The sequence below is a fragment of the Bradyrhizobium sp. USDA 4486 genome, from assembly GCF_054057995.1.
Genome location: NZ_JBSRZV010000001.1, coordinates 7,769,524 through 7,789,530 on the forward strand (window position 1 = coordinate 7,769,524; position 20,007 = coordinate 7,789,530).

15 protein-coding genes and 2 pseudogenes are annotated in these 20,007 nt (G+C 64.3%); 13 read left to right on the forward strand and 4 right to left on the reverse strand.

The window, feature by feature from the left end:
• Positions 1–92: 92 nt before the first annotated feature.
• Complete coding sequence (locus ACVWY3_RS36700) at positions 93–1,043, forward strand: DUF6492 family protein (protein ID WP_456842802.1); 951 nt, start codon at positions 93–95, stop codon at positions 1,041–1,043.
• Between the two features lie 12 nt (positions 1,044–1,055).
• Here the strand turns inward: ACVWY3_RS36700 and ACVWY3_RS36705 are convergent, their stop codons facing one another.
• On the reverse strand, positions 1,056–2,123 hold the full coding sequence (locus ACVWY3_RS36705) for an endo-1,4-beta-xylanase (protein ID WP_456842803.1): 1,068 nt from the start codon (positions 2,121–2,123) through the stop codon (positions 1,056–1,058).
• Between the two features lie 326 nt (positions 2,124–2,449).
• Between ACVWY3_RS36705 and ACVWY3_RS36710 the strand changes: the two genes are divergently transcribed.
• From ACVWY3_RS36710 to ACVWY3_RS36745, 8 genes and pseudogenes are all read left to right on the forward strand, one after another.
• Positions 2,450–3,886 carry a lipopolysaccharide biosynthesis protein gene (locus tag ACVWY3_RS36710; RefSeq protein WP_456842804.1) on the forward strand — a complete coding sequence of 479 codons (1,437 nt, stop codon included), beginning with the start codon at positions 2,450–2,452 and terminating at the stop codon, positions 3,884–3,886.
• A 299-nt stretch (positions 3,887–4,185) separates the two neighbouring features.
• A pseudogene (locus ACVWY3_RS36715) lies at positions 4,186–5,419 on the forward strand (branched-chain amino acid ABC transporter substrate-binding protein).
• A gap of 120 nt (positions 5,420–5,539) precedes the next feature.
• Positions 5,540–6,487 carry a branched-chain amino acid ABC transporter permease gene (locus tag ACVWY3_RS36720; protein ID WP_456842805.1) on the forward strand — a complete coding sequence of 316 codons (948 nt, stop codon included), beginning with the start codon at positions 5,540–5,542 and terminating at the stop codon, positions 6,485–6,487.
• The gene (locus tag ACVWY3_RS36725; protein WP_456842806.1) at positions 6,484–7,776 is read left to right on the forward strand and encodes a branched-chain amino acid ABC transporter permease; all 1,293 of its coding nucleotides are present in this window, start codon (positions 6,484–6,486) and stop codon (positions 7,774–7,776) included. Before ACVWY3_RS36720 ends, ACVWY3_RS36725 begins: the two co-directional genes overlap by 4 nt.
• Positions 7,773–8,543 carry an ABC transporter ATP-binding protein gene (locus ACVWY3_RS36730; protein ID WP_456842807.1) on the forward strand — a complete coding sequence of 257 codons (771 nt, stop codon included), beginning with the start codon at positions 7,773–7,775 and terminating at the stop codon, positions 8,541–8,543. Before ACVWY3_RS36725 ends, ACVWY3_RS36730 begins: the two co-directional genes overlap by 4 nt.
• Positions 8,543–9,238 (forward strand): ABC transporter ATP-binding protein, encoded by a 696-nt coding sequence (locus ACVWY3_RS36735; protein WP_456842808.1) that lies wholly within the window; start codon positions 8,543–8,545, stop codon positions 9,236–9,238. The genes ACVWY3_RS36730 and ACVWY3_RS36735 overlap by 1 nt, the downstream gene beginning before the upstream one ends.
• 160 nt (positions 9,239–9,398) lie before the next feature.
• Positions 9,399–9,617, forward strand: coding sequence for a hypothetical protein (locus ACVWY3_RS36740; protein ID WP_456842809.1), 219 nt, complete (start codon positions 9,399–9,401; stop codon positions 9,615–9,617).
• 223 nt (positions 9,618–9,840) lie between these two features.
• Positions 9,841–11,406 carry a L,D-transpeptidase family protein gene (locus ACVWY3_RS36745; protein WP_456842810.1) on the forward strand — a complete coding sequence of 522 codons (1,566 nt, stop codon included), beginning with the start codon at positions 9,841–9,843 and terminating at the stop codon, positions 11,404–11,406.
• A 24-nt stretch (positions 11,407–11,430) separates the two neighbouring features.
• Here the strand turns inward: ACVWY3_RS36745 and ACVWY3_RS36750 are convergent, their stop codons facing one another.
• Positions 11,431–12,243 (reverse strand): class I SAM-dependent methyltransferase, encoded by an 813-nt coding sequence (locus tag ACVWY3_RS36750; protein ID WP_456842811.1) that lies wholly within the window; start codon positions 12,241–12,243, stop codon positions 11,431–11,433.
• Positions 12,244–12,483: 240 nt separating this feature from the next.
• On the opposite strand from ACVWY3_RS36750, the gene ACVWY3_RS36755 reads away from it, so the two are divergent.
• Positions 12,484–13,068 carry a HutD/Ves family protein gene (locus ACVWY3_RS36755; protein ID WP_456842812.1) on the forward strand — a complete coding sequence of 195 codons (585 nt, stop codon included), beginning with the start codon at positions 12,484–12,486 and terminating at the stop codon, positions 13,066–13,068.
• Between the two features lie 108 nt (positions 13,069–13,176).
• Positions 13,177–14,370 carry an adenylate/guanylate cyclase domain-containing protein gene (locus tag ACVWY3_RS36760; RefSeq protein ID WP_456842813.1) on the forward strand — a complete coding sequence of 398 codons (1,194 nt, stop codon included), beginning with the start codon at positions 13,177–13,179 and terminating at the stop codon, positions 14,368–14,370.
• A 463-nt stretch (positions 14,371–14,833) separates the two neighbouring features.
• On the opposite strand, the gene ACVWY3_RS36765 is transcribed toward ACVWY3_RS36760, so the two are convergent.
• On the reverse strand, positions 14,834–15,247 hold the full coding sequence (locus ACVWY3_RS36765; protein ID WP_456842814.1) for a hypothetical protein: 414 nt from the start codon (positions 15,245–15,247) through the stop codon (positions 14,834–14,836).
• On the opposite strand from ACVWY3_RS36765, the pseudogene ACVWY3_RS36770 reads away from it, so the two are divergent.
• Positions 15,228–16,024, forward strand: a pseudogene (locus tag ACVWY3_RS36770) (adenylate/guanylate cyclase domain-containing protein). The gene ACVWY3_RS36765 and the pseudogene ACVWY3_RS36770 overlap by 20 nt on opposite strands.
• Here the strand turns inward: ACVWY3_RS36770 and ACVWY3_RS36775 are convergent.
• Positions 15,978–19,181, reverse strand: a complete 3,204-nt coding sequence (locus ACVWY3_RS36775) for a tetratricopeptide repeat protein (protein WP_456842815.1) — start codon at positions 19,179–19,181, stop codon at positions 15,978–15,980. The pseudogene ACVWY3_RS36770 and the gene ACVWY3_RS36775 overlap by 47 nt on opposite strands.
• 159 nt (positions 19,182–19,340) lie before the next feature.
• On the opposite strand from ACVWY3_RS36775, the gene ACVWY3_RS36780 reads away from it, so the two are divergent.
• The gene (locus tag ACVWY3_RS36780; protein ID WP_456842816.1) at positions 19,341–19,811 is read left to right on the forward strand and encodes a metallophosphoesterase family protein; all 471 of its coding nucleotides are present in this window, start codon (positions 19,341–19,343) and stop codon (positions 19,809–19,811) included.
• Positions 19,812–20,007: the final 196 nt, after the last annotated feature.

A 20,007-nucleotide genomic window follows, 5' to 3' on the forward strand; every position in this document is an offset into this window, starting at 1 on the left:
TTCGTTTCATTTTACCTTGATTGCGAATCCAAGTTTCCAATGTCGCGCACCACTTGTATGACTGCGGCTTGATGGTCATTCGGGCGCGCTTCATGCATTCCGTTGCACTGCTGACTGCCAGCTATGCCAAGGATATCGAACGCTTTTCGCTGCTCAGCGAGAGCATCGACACCTGGCTGACGGGATACACGCGGCATTATGTCCTTGTTAATGATGAGGACGTGCCGCTGTTCGAACGGTTCGCGTCCGACAAGCGCGTCATCGTTCCGGCCTCGCGCTATTTGCCGAAATGGCTGTTCGCCCTGCCGCCGGCGCTTCAGTTCGTCAGCAGCCGTCGGGTCTGGTTGTCGCTGCTGTCGTCGCCCGTGCACGGTTGGCACATCCAGCAGATCCTGAAGATCGCCGGCGTCCTCAACGCGCCCGAGCAGCGCGTTTGCATCCTCGACTCGGACAATCTGTTCTTTCGCGAATTCGACGTCGGCCAATATGCCGGCGGTGAGAAGGCGCCGCTCTTCGTCACGCGCAAGGGGATCGACGCCGACCATCCCTTGCACGTGCTGTGGCTGCGCACCGTCGACCAGCTCCTCGGCATCAAGGACCGGTCCTTCCCCGCGGACGACTATGTCGGCAACGCACTGGTCTGGGACAAGGACAGCGCGCGGGCGATGACCGCGGCCATCAAATCGGCGACGGGCCTCAGCTGGACGCTGGCGTTGTGCCGGAAGAAGAAGTTCTCCGAATACCTGCTCTACGCAAACTTCGTCGCGAATTCGCCGGAACATCTGGCGGCGCATCGCGTCACCGAGGACGGCATCGCCGTCTCGCATTGGGATGACACCCGCCTCGACCGCGAGGCGATCGAGGCGATGATGCGGGCCGCTTCACCGGAGCAGGTCGCGCTCTGCATCCAGTCCTATTCGTCTACCTCGATCGACGACATCCGCGACGTGTTCCGCTTCAGCTCGCGCGATCGCCGCGGCCCGAGTCTGTCGCCGGATCACATCAGCGATGCGGCGGAATTCGAAGTGCCGAAGACCCGCTAAGCGCCGCCGTTCTCAAACGTCCTTCGTGAACTTGCTGATCACGTCCATGAACGGTTTTGGCTTGAACTCGCCATCGAGCGGCAAGGGACGGTTCGGCTGCTTGTCCTTGCGCGCGAAGGTGCCGTTGATCCAGCTGTAACGGTCGCAGATGCCCCAGGTCAGGATCGAGCGCACCGGGCCGCTGGTCGAGATCGCCGTCAGGAGATCGTCGACACGCTTGGCGACGATGGCATCGCGCTCCGCCGGACTGCCCGCCAGCTTCTGATCGTCGACGTCGAGTTCGGTGACGTATACCTCGAGCCCCCACGAGCGCAGCTCGGTGACGAACTCGGCGAGGCCATGCGTATCGATATCGAGCTCGGCATGCAGATGTGATTGCAGGCCCACCGCATGCAGCGGAACGCCCTGGTCGAGCAGGTCCATGATCAGGTTGCGGTACGCAGCGCGCTTCGCGATGAACGAGTCCTTCGCCGATTCGATGTCATATTCGTTGATCGCGAGCTTGACGAATGGATCGGCCGCCGCCGCCGTGCGGAAGGCCAGCGGAATCCAGCGCTCGCCGAGATGTTGCGTCCAGAACGTGTCGCGCCGATCCTTCGCACTGCGCGGATTGTCCGGGATCGGCTCGTTGACGACGTCCCACGAGGTCAGCTTGTCCTTGTAATAGGAGACCACGGTGCCGATGTGATCGACATAGGCCCGCTCGACCGCTTTGGCGTCCTTGATCTGCTTGGTCCAGTCCGGAATGTCGTGATACCAGGCGAGCGCGTGACCGCGCATGGTCAGATCGTTCTTCTGGGCGAATTCATAGATGGCGTCGGCGCGTTCGAACGCGAATGTATGCGCATCCGGCCGCAGCATCGGCCATTTCAGCTCGAGCACCGGCACGACCTGCGTGCAATAGGTGCTGATGGCGTCGCCGAGCCGCGGATCGGCTTGCAGATCCCACAGCGTCGCGGCTGCGCCATAGCCGGGCCGGCGCTGGGCAAATTTCGACGCGGGAGCGGCCGACACCGATGCGCCGGCCGCGAGCGTCACGGCGCTGCCGAGGAGAAATTCGCGTCTGTTGAGCCTGGTCACAGCAGTCCTTTCGGAACCAACGCGCCATCGTACCAAGCGGCGCCTTGCAACGTCGGGGTTTTCCGTTGTTGGGTTAACCTTGTGGCGCTGTTCCGGTCTGGATCAGGGCTTTCGCCTCACGGTCGGCAAAAATGCGCTTCGACGACAGGGCAAATTTAACGCTAACGCGCGAAAGCGGCCGCTCAGCCGCATTCGCCGCCCGATCTCCAGACTTATGTGACACTCTTGAGCGATGCTGCGGCGCAGTTCGTTCGCTCCGCCAAGGTCCCTGACAAGGCCCCATTGATGAACGGCCGCCAACGTCTTGCTGCCGGTCCCGTGCTCGCATGCTGAACCGCCATTTCTCGATCTATCTCGTCGCCTATATCCTGCCCGCGGCGGTGGGCTTCTTCGCCGTCACGGCCTACACGCGCCTGCTGACGCCCGCGGAGTACGGCGTTTATGTCGTCGGCATCAGCCTTGCCGGCATTCTGGGCGCGATCTTCTTTGCCTGGATCAAGCTGTCGGTGTCGCGCTATCAGGCGATGTCGGCGGAGGTGGATTTTCGCGGCACGGCGATGGTCGCCTTTGCGCTGACGGCGGCGGTGCTCTGCGCCACCGCGCCGCTGGCGTTCCTGTTCCGCAGCGATCTCAGCATCGAGCTGCTGCTCGCCAGCATGTTCGTCGCGATCATGGCCAATGCGGTCGATGTCGGCCAGGAGTTCGAGCGCGCCAAGCTGCGCCCCTATCGATTCGCCGCGATCTCGATCGTGCGCAGCGTCTCCAGCGTCGGCTTCGGCCTCCTCGGCATCTGGCTCGGCTGGGGTGGATTGGGGCTGCTGGCGGCCTTTGGCCTCGGCTCGCTCACCGGCATCATTCTCAATCTCGTAGGCGACCGCACCAAAATTGGTCGCTTCCAGCGCAGCCAATTCATGCAGCTCGCCCGCTACGGTCTGCCGCTGACGCTGGCCGGACTGTCCGTGGCAGTCTACTCGGCTTGCGACCGGCTCATTGTGGCTTACCTCCTCGGCAAGGACGCCACCGGCATTTTCGGCGTCGCCGCCGATCTGCCGCGCCAGTTCATGGTCATGATCGCCTCCAGCGTTGCCGCGGCGACCGTGCCGCTGGTGTTCCGGTCACTGTCCGAGAACAACAAGGAGACGACGCGGGAGCGGCTGACCGAAAGTCTCGAGCTGCTGCTCGTCGTCGTCGCGCCGGTCGCGGTCTGGCTTGCGCTCGCGGCCGACCAGGTCGCCGGCACGCTCGTCGGCGTGGACTTCCGCGCCGGCGTGTCGGCGCTGCTGCCGACCCTCGTGCTCGCGCGATTCTTCGGCATCGCCAACCAGTTCTATGTCCAGATCAGCTTCCAGCTCGCCGAGCGGCCGTTCATGCTGGCGGCGCAGTCCCTCCTCACGCTCGTTCTGAGCGTGGCGCTGATGTTCGTCCTGGTCGCCGGCTACGGCCTCTACGGTGCGGCGCTGGCGACGCTTGCGACCGAGGCCATCGGCTTCCTCGTCGCTATCGTGCTGATGCACCGCGCCCATCCGGTCCCGTTCGACCTCAACCGCCTCGCCGGCATTGCCGCCTCCGCCGCCGTGATGGCGGCTGCAATCCTGATTGTGCGATCGCAGGCCGGCGGCACCGGACCCGTGTCGCTCATCGTCGTGAGTCTCGCCGGCGGTCTTGCCTACGTTGCCGCCGTCTGGCTGCTGAACGTCGCCAATGTGCGGACGCTGTCGCTGCGCTTCGTGCGGACCTTCAACCGCAAAGCGCTGGGGGTCTAGCCCGGCGCATTGCACCCGGAAGCAGACAGCAAGGATCCGATCGACTGGCTCTAGGTGGAGAGCATCGCCGGCGGTACCGCTGTCCGCCGCATGCGAATTTCCTCTTGCGTTCTATTCCTTGTCGCGGAATTCTGAAGACAGGTCAGGCGGCCGGATCACGATTTCATGGTGGCAGCCCGAGCCATGTCCTGTAGCGCTTGAAAAGCAAAGTTCGTTCTGCTCATTAGGGTTTTGAAAATGCGCTGCAACCTGCGCAAAAAACCCATCGACTAAAGTCGATAGCCAGCGAGGAAACAATAATGCGCAAGCTCACATTGGCCATTGCCGTGATCGCCCCGATGCTCGGTCAACCAGCGTCGGCCGAGGACACCATCAAGATCGGCTATATCGATCCGCTCTCCGGCGGCGGTGCCAGCGTCGGCGAGGGTGGTTTGAAGACCTTCCAGTATCTGGCCGACGAGCTCAACGCCAAGGGCGGCATTCTCGGCCACAAGATCGAGATCGTCCCGCTCGACAACAAGACCAATCCGCAGGAGAGCCTGGTGCAGGCTCAGAAGGCGATCGACGCCGGGGTGCGTTACATCACGCAAGGCAACGGCTCGTCCGTCGCCGCGGCGCTCTCGGACTTCGTCACCAAGAACAACTCGCGTAATCCCGGCAAGGAGGTCCTGTACTTCAACTACGCCGCGGTAGATCCGAGCCTGACCAACGAGAAGTGCAGCTATTGGCATTTCCGCTGGGATGCGAGCTCCGACATCAAGATGGAAGCGCTCACCAACTACATGAAGGAAGCGCCGTCGATCAAAAAGGTGTACCTGATCAACCAGGACTATTCGTTCGGCCAGTCGGTCCGCACGGATGCGCGCAAGATGCTGGGTGCGAAACGGCCCGACATCCAGATCGTGGGTGACGAGCTGCATCCGCTGCTGAAGGTCACGGATTTCTCGCCCTACATCGCCAAGATCAAGGCGTCCGGCGCCGATAGCGTCGTCACCGGCAATTGGGGGCAGGATTTCGCGCTGCTGCTCAAGGCTGCGGCGGATGCCGGTCTGAAGGTCAACTGGTACACCTATTATGCCGGCGGCGCCGGCGGTCCCACTGCCGTCAAGCAGACCGGCCTGGATCATCAGGTCTTCCAGATCACCGAAGGCTTTGCGAATTCGGGCAACAAGGCTGCGATGGACTACGAGAAGGGCGTTCCGCGCCAAGGTCAATCTGTCGCTGTGGTATCCGCGCGCGGTCAACGAGATGCGCATGTTCAAGGCGGCGGCCGAGAAGGCCAATTCGATTGACCCCGTGAAGGTGGCGGCGGCGCTCGAGGACCTGAAGTTCGAGGTCCTCGACGGCGGGCAGGGCATCATGCGCAAGGACGACCATCAGTTCTTGCAACCGATCTACATCTCCTCGTTCGGCAAGCTGACCGAGAGCGAGCCGTTCGACGAGGAGAGCACCGGTTGGGGCTGGCATCTGGTCTCCAGAATCGACACGCCGCAGGCCATGGTCTCCACGACCTGCAAGATGGCGCGGCCGTAAGCATGAACCCTGTCGTTGTCCCGCGGGCCGTCATGGGCCGCGGGTTGACGGCAGCAGGACTGTTTTTGATTGGGCGATGTTCGCCGGGGCCATCAGGCCCCGGATATCCATGAGTGCGCTGTGCTTGAACTCATTGTCATTTCGATCCTGAACGGCGTGCTGTTCGGCATGCTGCTCTTCCTGCTGTCGAGCGGACTCACCGTCATCTTCAGCATGATGGGCGTGCTCAATTTCGCCCATGCGAGCTTCTACATGCTCGGCGCCTTCTTCGGCTTCCAGCTGACGAAGTGGATCGGCTTCTGGCCGGCACTGGTGCTGGCGCCGCTGCTGGTCGGCGCCATCGGCATGGCGGTGGAGCGCTACGGCCTGCGCAACACCCACAAGCATGGCCATGTCGCGGAACTGCTTCTGACATTCGGTCTCGCGTTCGCGATCGAAGAGATCGTGTCGATGATCTGGGGCAAGAGCCCGGTCGATTACCGCGTGCCGACGCTGCTCGACTTTCCGGCCTTCACGGTGTTCTCGACCAACTATCCCGCCTACAAGATCTTCATGCTGGCCGTGTCGGTCGTGATCTTTGTCGCGCTGCTGATCGTGCTCAAGCGCACCCGTGTCGGTCTGATCGTGCAGGCGGCGCTGACGCATCCACACATGGTCGGGCATCTCGGCCACAATGTCGGCCGTGTGTTCATGGTGGTGTTCGGCGTCGGCAGCGCGCTCGCTGGCCTTGCCGGCGTCATTGCCGGCCCCGCCCTGGTGACGCAGTCCGACATGGCCGCGGCGCTCGGGCCGATCCTGTTCGTGGTCATCGTGTTCGGTGGTCTCGGCTCCTTGCCCGGCGCCTTCATCGCCTCGCTGGTCATCGGCCTGGTCCAGACCTTTGCGGTCGCGCTGAACGGCTCGCTCGCCAGCGCCTTCGGCCCCCTCGATCCCTCGGCGGGCCCGTCCGTCCTTACCGACATCTGGAACGTCACCATCGCCCAGGTCGCGCCGATCGTGCCTTATCTTCTGCTGGTCATCATTCTGATCGTACGCCCCATGGGCCTGATGGGGACGCGCGAGACATGACCGCCACGAAGACTTCGACATCTAAGATTGCAGACAAACCCGCCGGCGACGGCCTGCGCTTCTACGGCGTCTGGCTGATCGGCATTGCCGCGCTGATCGTCCTGCCGATGGTCTTCTCCACCGGCGGTTCGCTGACGTCGTTCAGCCTGATCGGCATCGCGATCGTCTTTGCGCTGTCCTACAACATCCTGCTTGGCCAGACTGGGCTCTTGTCATTCGGCCATGCCGTGCATTACGGCCTCGGCGGTTTCGCCGCCTGCCACCTGATGAACGCCGTGGTCTCGCACGGCTGGCCGATCCCGCTGCCGTTCATTCCGCTGTTCGGCGGCCTCGGCGGCCTCGTCTTTGCGATTATCATCGGCTGGGTGATGACCAAGCGCGCCGGCACCGTGTTCGCGATGATCTCGCTCGGCATCGGCGAGCTGGTGGCGTCGTCCTCGCTGATCCTGCGCTCCGTGTTCGGGGGCGAGTCTGGCATCACCACGGACCGCACCGCGTTGCCAAAAATGTTCGGCTGGTCGTTCGGGCCGCAGCTTCAGGTCTACTACCTCATTGCGTTCTGGCTCGTGCTGTCGGCGATCGCGATGTACGCGCTGACCCGGACACCGCTGGGCCGGATCAGCAATGCCGTCCGCGACAATCCGGAGCGCGTCCAGTTCATCGGCTACGATCCGCATGTCGTGCGCTATCTCGCCTTCTGCTTTGCCGGATTCTTTGCCGGCGTCGCCGGCGGTCTTGCCGCGATCAATTTCGAGATCGCCAACTCCGCCTATCTCGGCGCGATCCAGTCCGGCCTCGTGCTATTCTCCACCTTCATCGGCGGCACCGCCTATTTCTTCGGCCCGATCCTCGGCGCGATCCTGGTGACTTACCTGCAGCTCGGGCTGACCAGTGTCACCAGCGTGTGGCAGCTCTATTTCGGCATCATCTTCATCGGCATCGTGATGTTCTCGCCGGGCGGCATCGCGGGCCTGGTGATGATGCACCGGCCGCTGGTGCGCGCCGGAACGCTGTGGACGGTGATCCCGTCCTATCTCGTCGCTGTTGTCCCGACGGTGGCGCTTGCCTGCGGAATCATTCTCACCATCGAGACCATCGCGCGCTATTCGGGCGGGGAAGTCATCAACCTGTTAGGGGTCGGCTTCAAGCCGACATCGCCGGTGACTTGGGTCGCTGCCGCGGTTCTCGTGATCGGCGGCGGATTCGTCGCGCGGCTGACCTGGCGGCGGACTGCGGATGCGTGGGACAGGGCGGCAACGGTCGCCCGTGACCGGGGGTATCTCGCATGAGCGGAGCGGTGTCTGGAAAGCGCGCGGCCATCGAAGTCCGCGCCGTCGAAAAGCGTTTTGGCAATGTCGGAATCATCCGCGACCTCAATCTCAGCGTCGCGCAAGGCGAGCGTCACGCCATCATCGGTCCCAACGGCGCCGGCAAGTCCACGACGTTCAACCTGATCAGCGGGCACATCAAGCCGACCTCGGGCGAGGTGAGGCTGAATGGCGACCTGATCTCGGGCTTGCGGCCCTTCGAGATCAACAGGCGCGGCCTGTCGCGCTCGTTCCAGGTCACCAACGTATTTGCCCGCATGTCGGTCTGGGAGAATGTCCGCTGCGCCGTGTTGTGGGCAACGGGCCATCGCTACGCGTTCTGGAAGAACGTCGACAACCTGCCAGAAGTGCGCGAGCGCACCGCGCAGATCCTGGACGACATCCATCTGACGCATCGGCGCGATGTTCCGGCCGGGCTCCTCACCTATGCCGAGCAGCGCGAGCTCGAGATCGGCATCACGATCGCGAGCGGCGCCACGGTTGTCATGCTGGACGAGCCGACTGCCGGCATGAGCCATGCCGAGACCGATCGCGCGGTGTCGCTGATCCGCCGGCTGACCGAGAGCAAGACCCTCGTCATCGTCGAGCACGATATGAGCGTCGTGTTCGGTCTGGCCGACCGCATCTCCGTGCTGGTCTACGGCCACATCATCGCCTCGGGCACGCCGGAACAGATCCGCCGCGACCCCAAGGTCAAGGAAGCCTATCTCGGCGAGGACGCGCACTGATGCTCGAGGTCAGGGATCTGCACGCCTATTACGGCAAGAGCCACATTCTCCAGGGCGTCGATCTCGATGTCGCCGCCGGCGAGGTCGTGAGCCTGCTCGGCCGCAACGGCGTCGGCCGCTCCACCACGGTCAAGGCGATCATGGGCGAGGTCGCGCCGCAAGGCACGATCCGCTTCAAGGGCCAGGATATCGCAGGTCTTCCCAGCTACAGGATCGCGCGGCTTGGCCTTGGCTATGTGCCTGAACATCGTGACATCTTTCCGAGCCTGACGGTCCGCCAGAACCTCCTGCTCGGGGTCAAGGACACGCGCCGTCCCGGCAAGTGGCGATTGCAGGACATGCTCGACATGTTCCCCAATCTCGCGGCGCGCGCCGACACGGCTGCGGGCGTGCTGTCCGGCGGCGAGAAGCAGATGCTCACGACCTGCCGCACGCTGATGGGCGATCCGGATCTCATCATGATCGACGAGCCGACCGAAGGTCTCGCGCCGCTGATCGTGCAGCAGGTCGGCGATCTCATCGCGCGTATCGCACAGGCCGGTGTCGCGATCTTGCTCGTCGAGCAGAAGCTGTCGATCGCGATGCGCATCTCGAAACGCGTCTACATCATGGGCCACGGCCGCGTCGTATTCGAGGGCACGCCCGACGAGCTCAAAGCCAATGCTGCCGTGCGGCAAGAGTGGCTCGAGGTCTGACGCTCACGGTACAGGACCTCCGCTGGCGTCTGACAGGGCTGCACCCGGGCTGCGCCCGGCATGTTAGGCCTATGACACGGCTCTGTGTGATGACGGTCACATCGTGCGGCCTCCAAACGGCGCTAGCACAGATTTGTTCATCTTCGCCCGGGTTCCGGTCATGACCGCCACCGACTTTGCTTCCGTTTTGCGCAAGCTGGGTGTTGCCGCCGCGCTCATTTGCGCGCTGCTGAGCCTCACCGTGTTCGCCGTGCTGCTGATCATGCAGCATGAGCCGGTCGCGCAGGCCGCAGCGCGCGCTCTGCCCCTCATGGTCTTTGCGCTGTTCGGCCTGTTTGGCGCTGCAATGACCCGGCTGATCGGGCGCAGGACCCACTAGCCGGACATTCTGCCGCAGTGATTCGCGGCCAGCCTCGGACCAGCCCCGGCGCCGGACCATCTTCCGCCTTTTCGGGCCCTCGTATATGAGAGATTTGCCGCCGGACCGGACCGAATATCGCCAGATACGGAACGCAAGGTGGCTGCGAATTCTTAATCCAAAGACCGCAATCTGACATGCGGTCGACGCACGGGCGCGGACTGGCATTGGACCGGGGTATGGCATGAAAGACCTGATGACGACGGCGCAATCCACTATGGCGACGCGGCGTTGGCGAACCCCCGGACTTCTTGCGCTCGCGACGATCGCCGCCCTGGCCGGGCTGACCGCCAGCGCCGAAGCGGCCAAGCAGGCCCGCCAGGCGGCCGAGGCGGTGGCGCCGCGCGTAGCCGGCGAGCCGATCATGGCGATCGTATCGATCAAGAGCCAGCAGGTCACCTTTTACGACGCCGACGGCTGGATCCTGCGGGCGCCGGTCTCGACCGGCACCACCGGCCGCGAGACGCCGGCCGGCGTCTTCGCCATCATCGAGAAGGACAAGGACCACCACTCGACCATGTATGACGATGCCTGGATGCCGAACATGCAGCGCATCACCTGGAACGGCATCGCGCTGCATGGTGGGCCGCTGCCCGGCTATGCCGCCTCGCACGGCTGCGTGCGCATGCCCTTCGACTTCGCCGAGGGCCTGTTCGACAAGACCAACATCGGAATGCGGGTGATCATCTCGCCGAACGACGCAGCGCCGGTCGATTTCACTCATCCCTCGCTATTCGTCCCGAAGCCGGAGGCCATCGCGGCAGCGCCAGGCCGCATCGGCAAGCTCTCGGCCGAAGCCGAGGAGGCGACGCGCGCTGCGGACGAGACCAAGAGGGCCGCCGCCGCGGCGGCGAAAGAGGCGCAATCGCTCCCGGCGATGCTGCGCAAGCTGGAGCAGCAGAAGACCCGCGCCGACGCCGAGAACGCTTACGCCGACAAGCTGCTTGCGAATGCCAAGACCGACCAGGCCAAGACAAAGGCCGAGGAGCTGAAGCAGAAGGCGGCCGCCAAGGCTGCCGATGCGGCGAGCCAGCTCGATGCCGCCAAGGCCGCGGCGCAGCCGAAGCGCGATGCCGTCGCCGCAACCAAGGAAGCCGCCAAGATCGCGGCGACCAGGAAGGCCGATGCCGTGAAGGCTGCGCTCGACGCCAAGCTCGCGCTCGAGCCGGTCTCGGTCTACATCAGCCGGTCGACGCAGAAACTCTATGTGCGGCGGAACACCCACAAGCCGGCGCCGGACGGCGGCGGCGAGGTGTTCGACACCAGCATCGAGGTTCCCGTCAGCATCCGCAATCCCGACCAGCCGCTTGGCACGCATGTCTTCACGGCGATGGCGAAGAACGATACGGGCCTGCGCTGGAGCGTGGTCACGATCGACGACGGCGACAATGCCAGGAACGCGCTCGATCGCATCACCATCCCGCAGGAAGTCTGGGATCGCATCGGGCCGACCGCATTGCCGCGCTCGTCGATCATCATCTCGGACGAGCCGCTGAGCAGCGAGACCAACTACCGCACCGAATTCGTCGCGGTGCTGAGCAATCATCCGCAGGGCGGCTTCATCACGCGCAAGCCGACCGCACCGCCGATGGACGTTGCCAGCGATGACGGCTACTGGGACAATGGCGGCAACGGTTTCGGCTTCTTCTTCCAGCAGCGCGATCCGTATGTGCAGCCCGCCAATCCACGTCGCCGCGGCCAGTACCAATATTATCAGCCGGCGCAGCCGATGCCGCGGAGCTTCTGGTAGGAGGCGGGCCTCCGAAGGGCGCGACTACGGCCGCGCTTCGATCACGATCGCCTGAATCTTGCCTTCGACCGCTCCCGGCCCGTGGCGCGTCCGGATCGCCTCGGCGACGATATCCGTCGCGGCCTGAAGCTTGCTGGCGTCCCTGGCCTCGATCTCGTTGCGCAGCGGCGTGCCCTGGCAGAGTGCGATCGCGACATAGTCGGCCGACGGGGCGCGGCTGATCTCCGAGCGCGTCTCGATCGAGATGCCGCGGAAGCCGGCACGTTCGAGGTCGGATCTGATCAGCGCCTTGTCATGATAGCCGTGCGGCGTCCGGCTCATGAAACGGGGCGGATCGTCGGGAAACATCCTGGCGAGCGCGGCCGTTGCTTCATCGGTGAGCACATTGTCCTCGATGCGGTCCCAGACGTTGAACACGAAAGTGCCGTCGCGTTTCAGGACGCGCTTCACTTCGCCGTAGGCCTTGACGCGGTCCGGAAAGAACATTGCGCCGAACTGGCAGCAGACCAGGTCGAACTCGGCATCGCCAAAGGGCAGCGCCATGCCGTCCGCCTGGCGCCAGCTGATGCGATCATCATCGGCCTGGCGCTGCGCTGCAACCGCGAGCATCGGCTCGTTGAGGTCGGTCGCGACATAGCGGACGCCGCGCGGCAGTGCCGCCGCGACCGCGCGCGTCACCGCACCGGTGCCCGCCGCGATCTCGAGCAGCACGGCAGGTGAGCGAGCCGCGACGCGTCTTGCGATGTCCTCCGCGTAAACGGAGAAGATCATCGGGACCAGATATTCGTCGTAGATTTTTGGAATCGAGCCGGCGAAAACCTTGTCGATGCTGGACATGCTTGCCTCGCTGAAGGTGCGGACACGAGGCTCTATGCTACCACGGTTCGCCTTCCACCGCGCGCTGAGCCGGTTGGCGATGCCATCGGTGGAACAGCTCGGCAAGCTCATCGAGGATTGCGGCAGCGCGGGCGCCTTGTCCGTAGCGCGAGTTGCGCCTATAGCCGGTTGCCGGTTTCATCGCGCGCATGATGCGCGGATGACATCGGCTCGCCCGTTTTGCCAAGACAGCTTCATCCCATGACAACCACGCTGCTGACATCCGAAGACTATACCCGCTCGCCCTGGAAGAACGGCGGCGGCATCTTCACCGACATCGCGGGGGCGCATCGCACCGACGCGCCGGTGAAGGATTGGAATAGCCTTTTGTGGCGCTTCGCCTCGACGCCGATCGTAGCGCCCGGTCCCTTTTCCTACATGCCCGGAATCGACCGCCTGCAGATGGTGGTCGCCGGGCGCGGCCTGGTGCTGAAAGCACCCGGACAGGAGTTCGACGAGCGTGAGCCTTTCACGACCGTGCGCTTCGCCGGCGAGCTCGAGATCGTGACCGCGCTCGAGGCAGGCCCCGTCGAGGTGGTCAATCTGATGGCGCGGCGCGGTGCGGCGGAGATCGCGCTGGCGGCGCTCAGGGAGCCCGGCGAAAGGCCATTGTCCGCCGGCACGCATCTGGTTTACGCGGTTTCCGGCGATTGCGGCATTCGCCTCAATAGCGAGGATTTCGTCATTCCCGGCGGCTGCACGCTGAAGGTCGAGCTGACCGAGGCGTCCAGGCTGACCTTCGTGTCGGGACTTGCGGTGCTGGCGTCGGTCCAGCTCGTCGGCTGAGCGGCCGGCCCCGGCCGCTGGGTACAATCTGCGCAACTGGCCAGGTTGACGCGGCGGCGCCGGAGCACGATATCTGCCCTGATGCAGGACCGCCGCGAAGGGCAGGATATGAGCGCGTCAGACCAAAAACCCTCCGCCACGCTGTCCGACGGCGTCGTCGACTGGCTGACCAACGGCACGCGCGACGAGCGCTTCATCGACAACATCTTCGCCGAGATGTGCATCCGCCTGCAGCAGGCCGGCATTCCGCTCAAGCGGTCGACGATGCACATCCGGATCCAGCATCCGCAATGGCTCGGCGCCGGCTTTATGTGGTCGGACGGTATGCGTGAGGCGACGATCACGCGGGTGGACTTCGACGTCCTCGAGCGATCCGAGTTCATCGGTAGCCCCATCAATGAAATGATGGACGGCGCGACCGAGCTACGCGAACGGCTCGAGGGCGATCCGTCGCTCGGCCGCAAGCATGCGATCTATGACGAGATGCGCGCGAAGGGCCTCACCGACTACGTCGTCTGGCCGCTCCATCACACCCTCGGCAAGCGCCATTTCGTCACCTTCGCGACCGACCGGCCCGGCGGCTTCGACGAGGCGCATCTCGCGGCCTTGAAGAACGTGTTGCCGGTGCTGGCGCTGGTCAGCGAGATCCGCATCAAGAACCGCCTGGCGCGAACGCTGCTCGAGACCTATGTCGGCTCGCACGCCGGCGAGCTGATCCTCGCCGGTGCCACGAGGCGCGGCGCCGGCACCACGGTGCGCGCCGCGATCATGATCTGCGACCTGCGGGATTTCACCAAGATCTCCGACAACTGGCCGCGCGACGACGTCATCGATCTCCTCAACGATTATTTCGACGCGATGTCAGAGCCGATCGCCAAGCACGGCGGCGAGATCCTGAAATTCATCGGCGATGGCCTGCTCGCGATCTTCCCACTCAGCCAGGCGGGCGCCTGCGCCAACCTGCTGCATGCCGTCAGCGAAGCCCGTGAGGCCATGGCCGCGCTGAACGCGCGCAACAACGGCACGGGCCGCGCGCCGCTGAACTATGGCATCGGCGTCCATGTCGGCGACGTCATGTACGGCAATATCGGATCAATGAGCCGGCTCGACTTCACCGTGATCGGCCCCGCCGTCAACATGGCCTCGCGGCTCGAGGCGCTGACCAAGCAGATCGGGCGGAACGTGCTGCTTTCGCGCGACTTCGCCGAGCTGGTCCAGCCGAAGTTCGAGCTGGAGCGCATCGGCAAATACGAGGTGCGCGGCTTCAGCGATCCGATCGAGCTGTTCGCCTTTCCCGGTTGAACGTTCGGCGCAATCCAGCCGGACTATTTGCGGTTTGTTCCCGTCGTTCCGGCACCCGGCGCGATCTGGCCACCCTGGCTTTGTCTTGTGTCCGTCGTTGACGACTTTGCCGGAGCGTTCGCGCCACCGCCATTGTTGTCCGACGACGTATTGAGGCTCGAAGCGCCGGCTCCCGCCGCACCACCGGTGCCGGTCGAATCGATGCTGGACCCCGTCCTGGATGCACCCGCGCCGCTCTGCGCGAACGCGGAGGATTGTGCCGCGAGAGCCGCAATGAGTCCCGCCACTACAAGCGCTTTCATGTCTGCTCCTTTGCTTGAGGTCAGGCAGCCCCGACCCTGGTCCGGGGGCGGGTTCGAGCCGGAGCCGCCATTTGCCGGAACATGTGGGACCCGGCGCGGGCCAATGCGCGGTGAGGGATGAGTGTTCCTATCTGGCTGACAGGAGCGGCGCGTTATGCCGATCAGGCGCCGCCAACTGCCCGGATGACGGTCCCGCTGCCGCCGCAGGTGGCGCACGGAGCGCCGTCGATCCGTCCCTTGCCATGACAATCAGGACAGACATCTTCGCCGGTGCCCACTGTTCCCGGCGGGGCTTCGTCGCCGGGATTGAGCATCGGCTGCGGCGCGGCCTTTGCGCCTTGCGTGTCAGGAGCTTTCGTCTTGGTCATCTTCATCTCCTCGAATAGACTGCAACGCGCCTGACCGCAGGAAGTGCCAATTGCGGAAGGTGCGGCATCAAAGGCATCCCTCGCGAGACCGAAACGAACGCTGCGAAGCCCTATTGCCGATGCAGGATTGTCCGAATAGGCTCCGTCCCACAGATGCTCAAACGGTCCTGCGATTGGCCGCATTTCCATGCCGAAATTCCTTCGCATCGGTCTCCATCAGTCGAATGTCTCCGGGTACACGTCGAAGGCGTGGTGCGTCAGGCGCGTCGGCTCGACGATCTTCCTGAAATGGGGGGCGGTGGAGGTGGACGGGGCCGGCAAGGGGCGCAAGGTCTATTGGTCGCGCGTGCCGCAGGAGAAAACGATCCGTTGCGGTACCGCGCAGCGCGCCCAGGACTATGCGAAATCCGCGATCGCGCGCCGCCGCAGCCATCGCTATGAGCCGTTGAGCGGGTCCATCACGAACCGGCCCCGATCGGCCGCGCCAAGCGCCGGGCTCAAGCAGGCGCTCGCCACCATCCTGATCGTCGACATTGTCGGCTCAACCGCAAAAGCGGCCAAACTTGGCGATGCGCGCTGGACCAAGGTGATGGGCCACTATTACGCCGCGGTGCGCAAGGAGCTGAAGAGCTCGCGCGGCAAGGAGGTGGTGACGACCGGAGACGGCGTGCTCGCGACCTTCAAGGCACCGGCTGCCGGCATCAATTGCGCGACAGCGATCCAGAAGGCCGTGCGTACGCTGGGCCTCGAGATCAGGGTGGGCTGCATGCCGGCGAATACACCATCAGCGGCGGCGAGATGGTCGGCCTCGCCTTCCACATCGGCACGCGCGTCGCGGCCAAGGCGCGCGCCGGCGAGGTGCTGGTGTCGAGCGCGGTCAAGGAGCTGATGAAGACGCAGTCCACGATCCGCTTCAGGGACCATGGCAGCCATCAGCTCAAGGGCGTGCCGGAGCGCTGGCGGCTGTACCGGGTGGAGGGCTGAGGGCTGCGCGGGCAGCCAGTCCTTCCTCGTTCGCCGCGTCGCGGCTGCGCCACGCGGACAAGAGGCGCTCCAGCTCGCGCCGAACGCTGTCCACGACGCTCGCCCAGTCGTCTCGCTTCGGCTGCCTGAACAGCCGCATCGACCGATACCACGGGCTGTCGTCGCGATTGAGCAGCCAGCGCCAGTCAGGATTGAAAGGCAGCATGGTCCAGACCGGCGCGCCAAGCGCGCCGGCGAGGTGAGCGACGCTGGTGTCCACCGTGATCACCAGATCCAGACAGCCGATCAGTGCCGCCGTGTCGCTGAAATCCGTGAGCTGATCCGTCAGGTCGACGATATCGGGACGTTCGTCGAGCAAGGCCTTGTCTTGATCCCGGGGGCCCTTCTGCAGGCTGACGAACTGAACGTCGCAATCGAGGAGCGGCGCAAGCGTCTTGAGCGCGATCGATCGATCGTGATCGTTCTTGTGCGCCGGATTGCCCGACCAGACCAGGCCGACGCGGAAGCGCTTGCGCTCACCGAGCCGGTCCTCCCAGGCCTTCACGCGTGCCACCGGGGGCGCAGGAAGGTACGGCTCCGGGCTCGGGATCGTATCGGGCCGTGTCTTGAGCGCCAAGGGCAGGGTTCCAAGAGGACAGTGGAGGTCGAACGGCAGCGACGCCGCAGACGGTCGGCCGACACACATTGCGACGCCGGTCACCTCGGCCAGGAGCTGCTGGATCGGAGGCTGGACCTCCAGGATGACCCGTGCTCCGAGCGCGGCCACCATGGGGACATAGCGCGCGAACTGGATTGCGTCGCCAAATCCCTCGTCGGCATGAAGCAATATGGTCTTGCCTTCGATCGGCTGGTCGCCAAGCCAGACAGGCTGGGAAAAACCACGATGGAGCAGACCGACCGGAAGTTTCCAGCGCGCTTCGCGCCCAAGCCAGCCTGGCTCGAAGTCTCCGGTCAGCAGCTGAAGTGTCGCCAGATTGTAGGTGGCCACCGCATTGCCCGGGTCCACGGTCAGAGATCTGCCAAAGGTCGCGAAAGCTTCATCCAGCAATTGCAGATTCAGCAGAACCAACGCCTTGTTGGAGAGCGCTCCCGAAAAAGCCGGTTGAAGCTCGAGCGCTCGGTCGAAACACGCCAAGGCCTGATCCATTCGGCCAAGCTTCACATGAAGCACGCCGAATTTGTTGTGCGTGTCCGCCAGGCTGGAGTCGAGCGCGATGGACGTCTCGTAGGCGGCTTCCGCCTCCTCGTATCGCTTCATCTCCTGGAGGCAATCGCCGCGAATTTGATGCAGGAGCGCGGAATTCGGATCCGGCTCCTCGGCGACATCAAGGCATTCGAGCGCTTCTGCATACCGCCCGAGACTGAACAACAGTCTTCCGCAGCTGTTCGCCGCCTCCAGATATTGGGGATGCAGCCGTAACGCCCGCTGGAAGTGTTGCTCGGCCTCGTCCGTGCGCCTGTGTTGCCAGTGCATATGGCCAAGGTAATTCGCGACGACGGCATCTTGTGGTTTGGCGATCGGGGCCTTGCTCTGGCGTTGCCGCGCTCCCGACCGCCATTCGGAAACCAGCCCATCGAGCTCGCGCCGAACGCAGTCGACGACGCTCGCCCAGTCGTCTCGCTTCGGCTGCCTGAACAGCCGCATCGACCGGTACCACGGGCTGTCGTCGCGGTGGAGCAGCCAGCGCCAGTCCGGATTGAAAGGCAGCATGGTCCAGACCGGCGCGCCCAGCGCACCGGCGAGGTGAGCGACGCTGGTGTCCACCGCGATCACCAGGTCGAGACAGCCGATCAGCGCCGCGGTTTCGCTGAAATCCGTGAGATGCTCCGTCAGGTCGACGATATCACGGCGTTCGGCGAGGAAGGCGCGATCCTGATCCCGGGGGCCCTTCTGCAGGCTGACGAACTGAACGTCGCAATCGAGCAGCGGCGCGAGCGTGTTCAGCGCGATCGATCGGTTGTGATCGTTGTTGTGATCCGGATTGCCCGACCAGACGAGGCCGACGCGGAAGCGGCCGCGCCGGCCAAGCCGGTCCTCCCACGCATTCACTCGCGTCGCCGGCGGCGCAGGAAGGTAAGCATCCGCGAACGGGATCGTGTCGAGCCGCGTTGCGAACGCCAGCGGCAGGCTTCCAAGCGGACAGTGCAGGTCGAACGCGATCGACGCCGCAGCCGATCGGCCGATACATGCTGCGACGCCGCTGATGCCTTGCAGGAGTGGCTGGATCGGCGGCGGCACCTCCAGGATGACCCGAGCCCCGAGCGCGGCAACCATCGGTACATAGCGCGCGAACTGGATCGAATCGCCCAATCCCTCGTCGGCATGCAGCAGGATGGTCTTGCCTGCGATCGGCTTGTCGCCGAGCCAGAGCGGCGCGGAAAAGCCGCGATCGACGAGGCCGAGCGAGGCTTTCCAGCGCGCCTCGCGTCCCGACAGGCCCCGCTCGAAATCTCCGGTCAGCATCTGGAGCAGCGCGAGATGCCAGATCGTGTGCGCACTGGCTGGATCGGCCGCCAGTGCCGCGCCGAGCGCCGCGAACGCCTCGTCCAGCAGATGCATGCTCCACAACGCCCGCGCCTTTTCGGTCAGCGCTGCGGGGAAATTCGGACGAAGCGCGATTGCGCGATCGATGCAGGCAAGGGCCTGCTCCATCCGGCCCAGCCGCGAATGAAGCGTGCCGAGATTCTTGTGAGTCTCGGCCTCGAGGGGGGCGAGCGCGATCGACCGCTCGAAATCCGCCTGCGCCTGCGCGAACCGGCCCAGCCGCTGCAGGCAAAGCCCACGCGTCTGATACAGCGGCGCGATAGCGGGATTGTGCCGCTCGAACAGGTCGAAGCATTCCAGGGCTTCGGCATAGCGGCCGAGATGAAATAGCGATTGGCCTTGCTTCAAGGCCTCGAAATGCTGCGGCAAGGCTCGTGGTGCGACCGTTTTGGACTGTTGCTTGGCCGCAGCCCGGCGCTCTTGGCGATTCATGAGGTGACCAGAAGGAGACCAGGTAAAAATTGTTGACCAGGCCATGTGTGCGGAATCCACCGAGCATGGCCGTAGCGTCCCGTTGCGGCAGTTTCTGGCGCGAAGCTGGTGTGAAGCTGATGCGGGTTGAACCTTCCGTGATCGAATGCTCAGGTTCGCAAGATGAATCGTCGCGTTCATCGCCCTGATCTCCTGATGGAGGATGGGGCGCGCGCGGCGCAGTCAATTCACGAATCTTTGGATCCGTGAAGACGGCCGAGTCGTTGAGTGCACTGTTACCGTAGTCCTTCAAGGTCGTCGCTTTTCGATCCTCATCAGAAGCGGGAATCGCGATCCAGGATGACGTTCAAGATTGGGGTGATTTCAGACACGCATGGGCTGTTGAGGCCGGAGGCGGAGCGCTGCCTCGCCGGCGTGTCCCACATCATCCACGCTGGTGATATCGGCACTCCGGAGATCGTGGACCGCCTTACCCGGATCGCGCCCGTGACCGCCATCAGAGGGAACGTCGACACGGGCGCCTGGGCGAGGCGCTTCCCTGAGACCGCAACGTTGCGCCTTGGCGGCCGCTGCCTCTACGTCTTGCACGATCTCAAGCAGCTTACGATCGAGCCGAAGGCGCTTGGGATCGATGTCGTGATATCGGGCCACTCCCACCGCGTCGCGATCGGCGCCGTCGACGGCGTGCTCTACCTGAACCCGGGAAGTGCGGGGCGCAGGCGCTTCAAGCTGCCGATCACGCTGGCGACACTCGATCTCGATCGAAACGGCGCGCTCCAGCCTGTTATTCATGATCTCGGCGAGGTGTGACGGACACACGGCGATCGACAGCGTTTGGTAGCGAAAACATTCCAACAAACTCGCAAGTTGCGGAACCGTCCAAGAGCGGACCAAATGACCATGATGGCTCTCACGACTGCGGTCATCTCGGCAGGGGTCTGGAACCCGATCTCATCCGGCCATCCGGGCATGGGCCGGCCAGCGTCGCGCGCTTAATGGGCGCTTA

Coding starts and splice junctions, on each gene's coding strand:
- ACVWY3_RS36700 (WP_456842802.1), top strand. CDS start 93: ATGCATTCCGTTGCACTGCTGACTGCCAGCTATGCCAAGGATATCGAA.
- ACVWY3_RS36710 (WP_456842804.1), top strand. CDS start 2,450: ATGCTGAACCGCCATTTCTCGATCTATCTCGTCGCCTATATCCTGCCC.
- ACVWY3_RS36725 (WP_456842806.1), top strand. CDS start 6,484: ATGACCGCCACGAAGACTTCGACATCTAAGATTGCAGACAAACCCGCC.
- ACVWY3_RS36730 (WP_456842807.1), top strand. CDS start 7,773: ATGAGCGGAGCGGTGTCTGGAAAGCGCGCGGCCATCGAAGTCCGCGCC.
- ACVWY3_RS36735 (WP_456842808.1), top strand. CDS start 8,543: ATGCTCGAGGTCAGGGATCTGCACGCCTATTACGGCAAGAGCCACATT.
- ACVWY3_RS36740 (WP_456842809.1), top strand. CDS start 9,399: ATGACCGCCACCGACTTTGCTTCCGTTTTGCGCAAGCTGGGTGTTGCC.
- ACVWY3_RS36745 (WP_456842810.1), top strand. CDS start 9,841: ATGAAAGACCTGATGACGACGGCGCAATCCACTATGGCGACGCGGCGT.
- ACVWY3_RS36750 (WP_456842811.1), bottom strand. CDS start 12,243: ATGTCCAGCATCGACAAGGTTTTCGCCGGCTCGATTCCAAAAATCTAC.
- ACVWY3_RS36755 (WP_456842812.1), top strand. CDS start 12,484: ATGACAACCACGCTGCTGACATCCGAAGACTATACCCGCTCGCCCTGG.
- ACVWY3_RS36760 (WP_456842813.1), top strand. CDS start 13,177: ATGAGCGCGTCAGACCAAAAACCCTCCGCCACGCTGTCCGACGGCGTC.
- ACVWY3_RS36765 (WP_456842814.1), bottom strand. CDS start 15,247: ATGCGAAGGAATTTCGGCATGGAAATGCGGCCAATCGCAGGACCGTTT.
- ACVWY3_RS36775 (WP_456842815.1), bottom strand. CDS start 19,181: ATGAACGCGACGATTCATCTTGCGAACCTGAGCATTCGATCACGGAAG.
- ACVWY3_RS36780 (WP_456842816.1), top strand. CDS start 19,341: ATGACGTTCAAGATTGGGGTGATTTCAGACACGCATGGGCTGTTGAGG.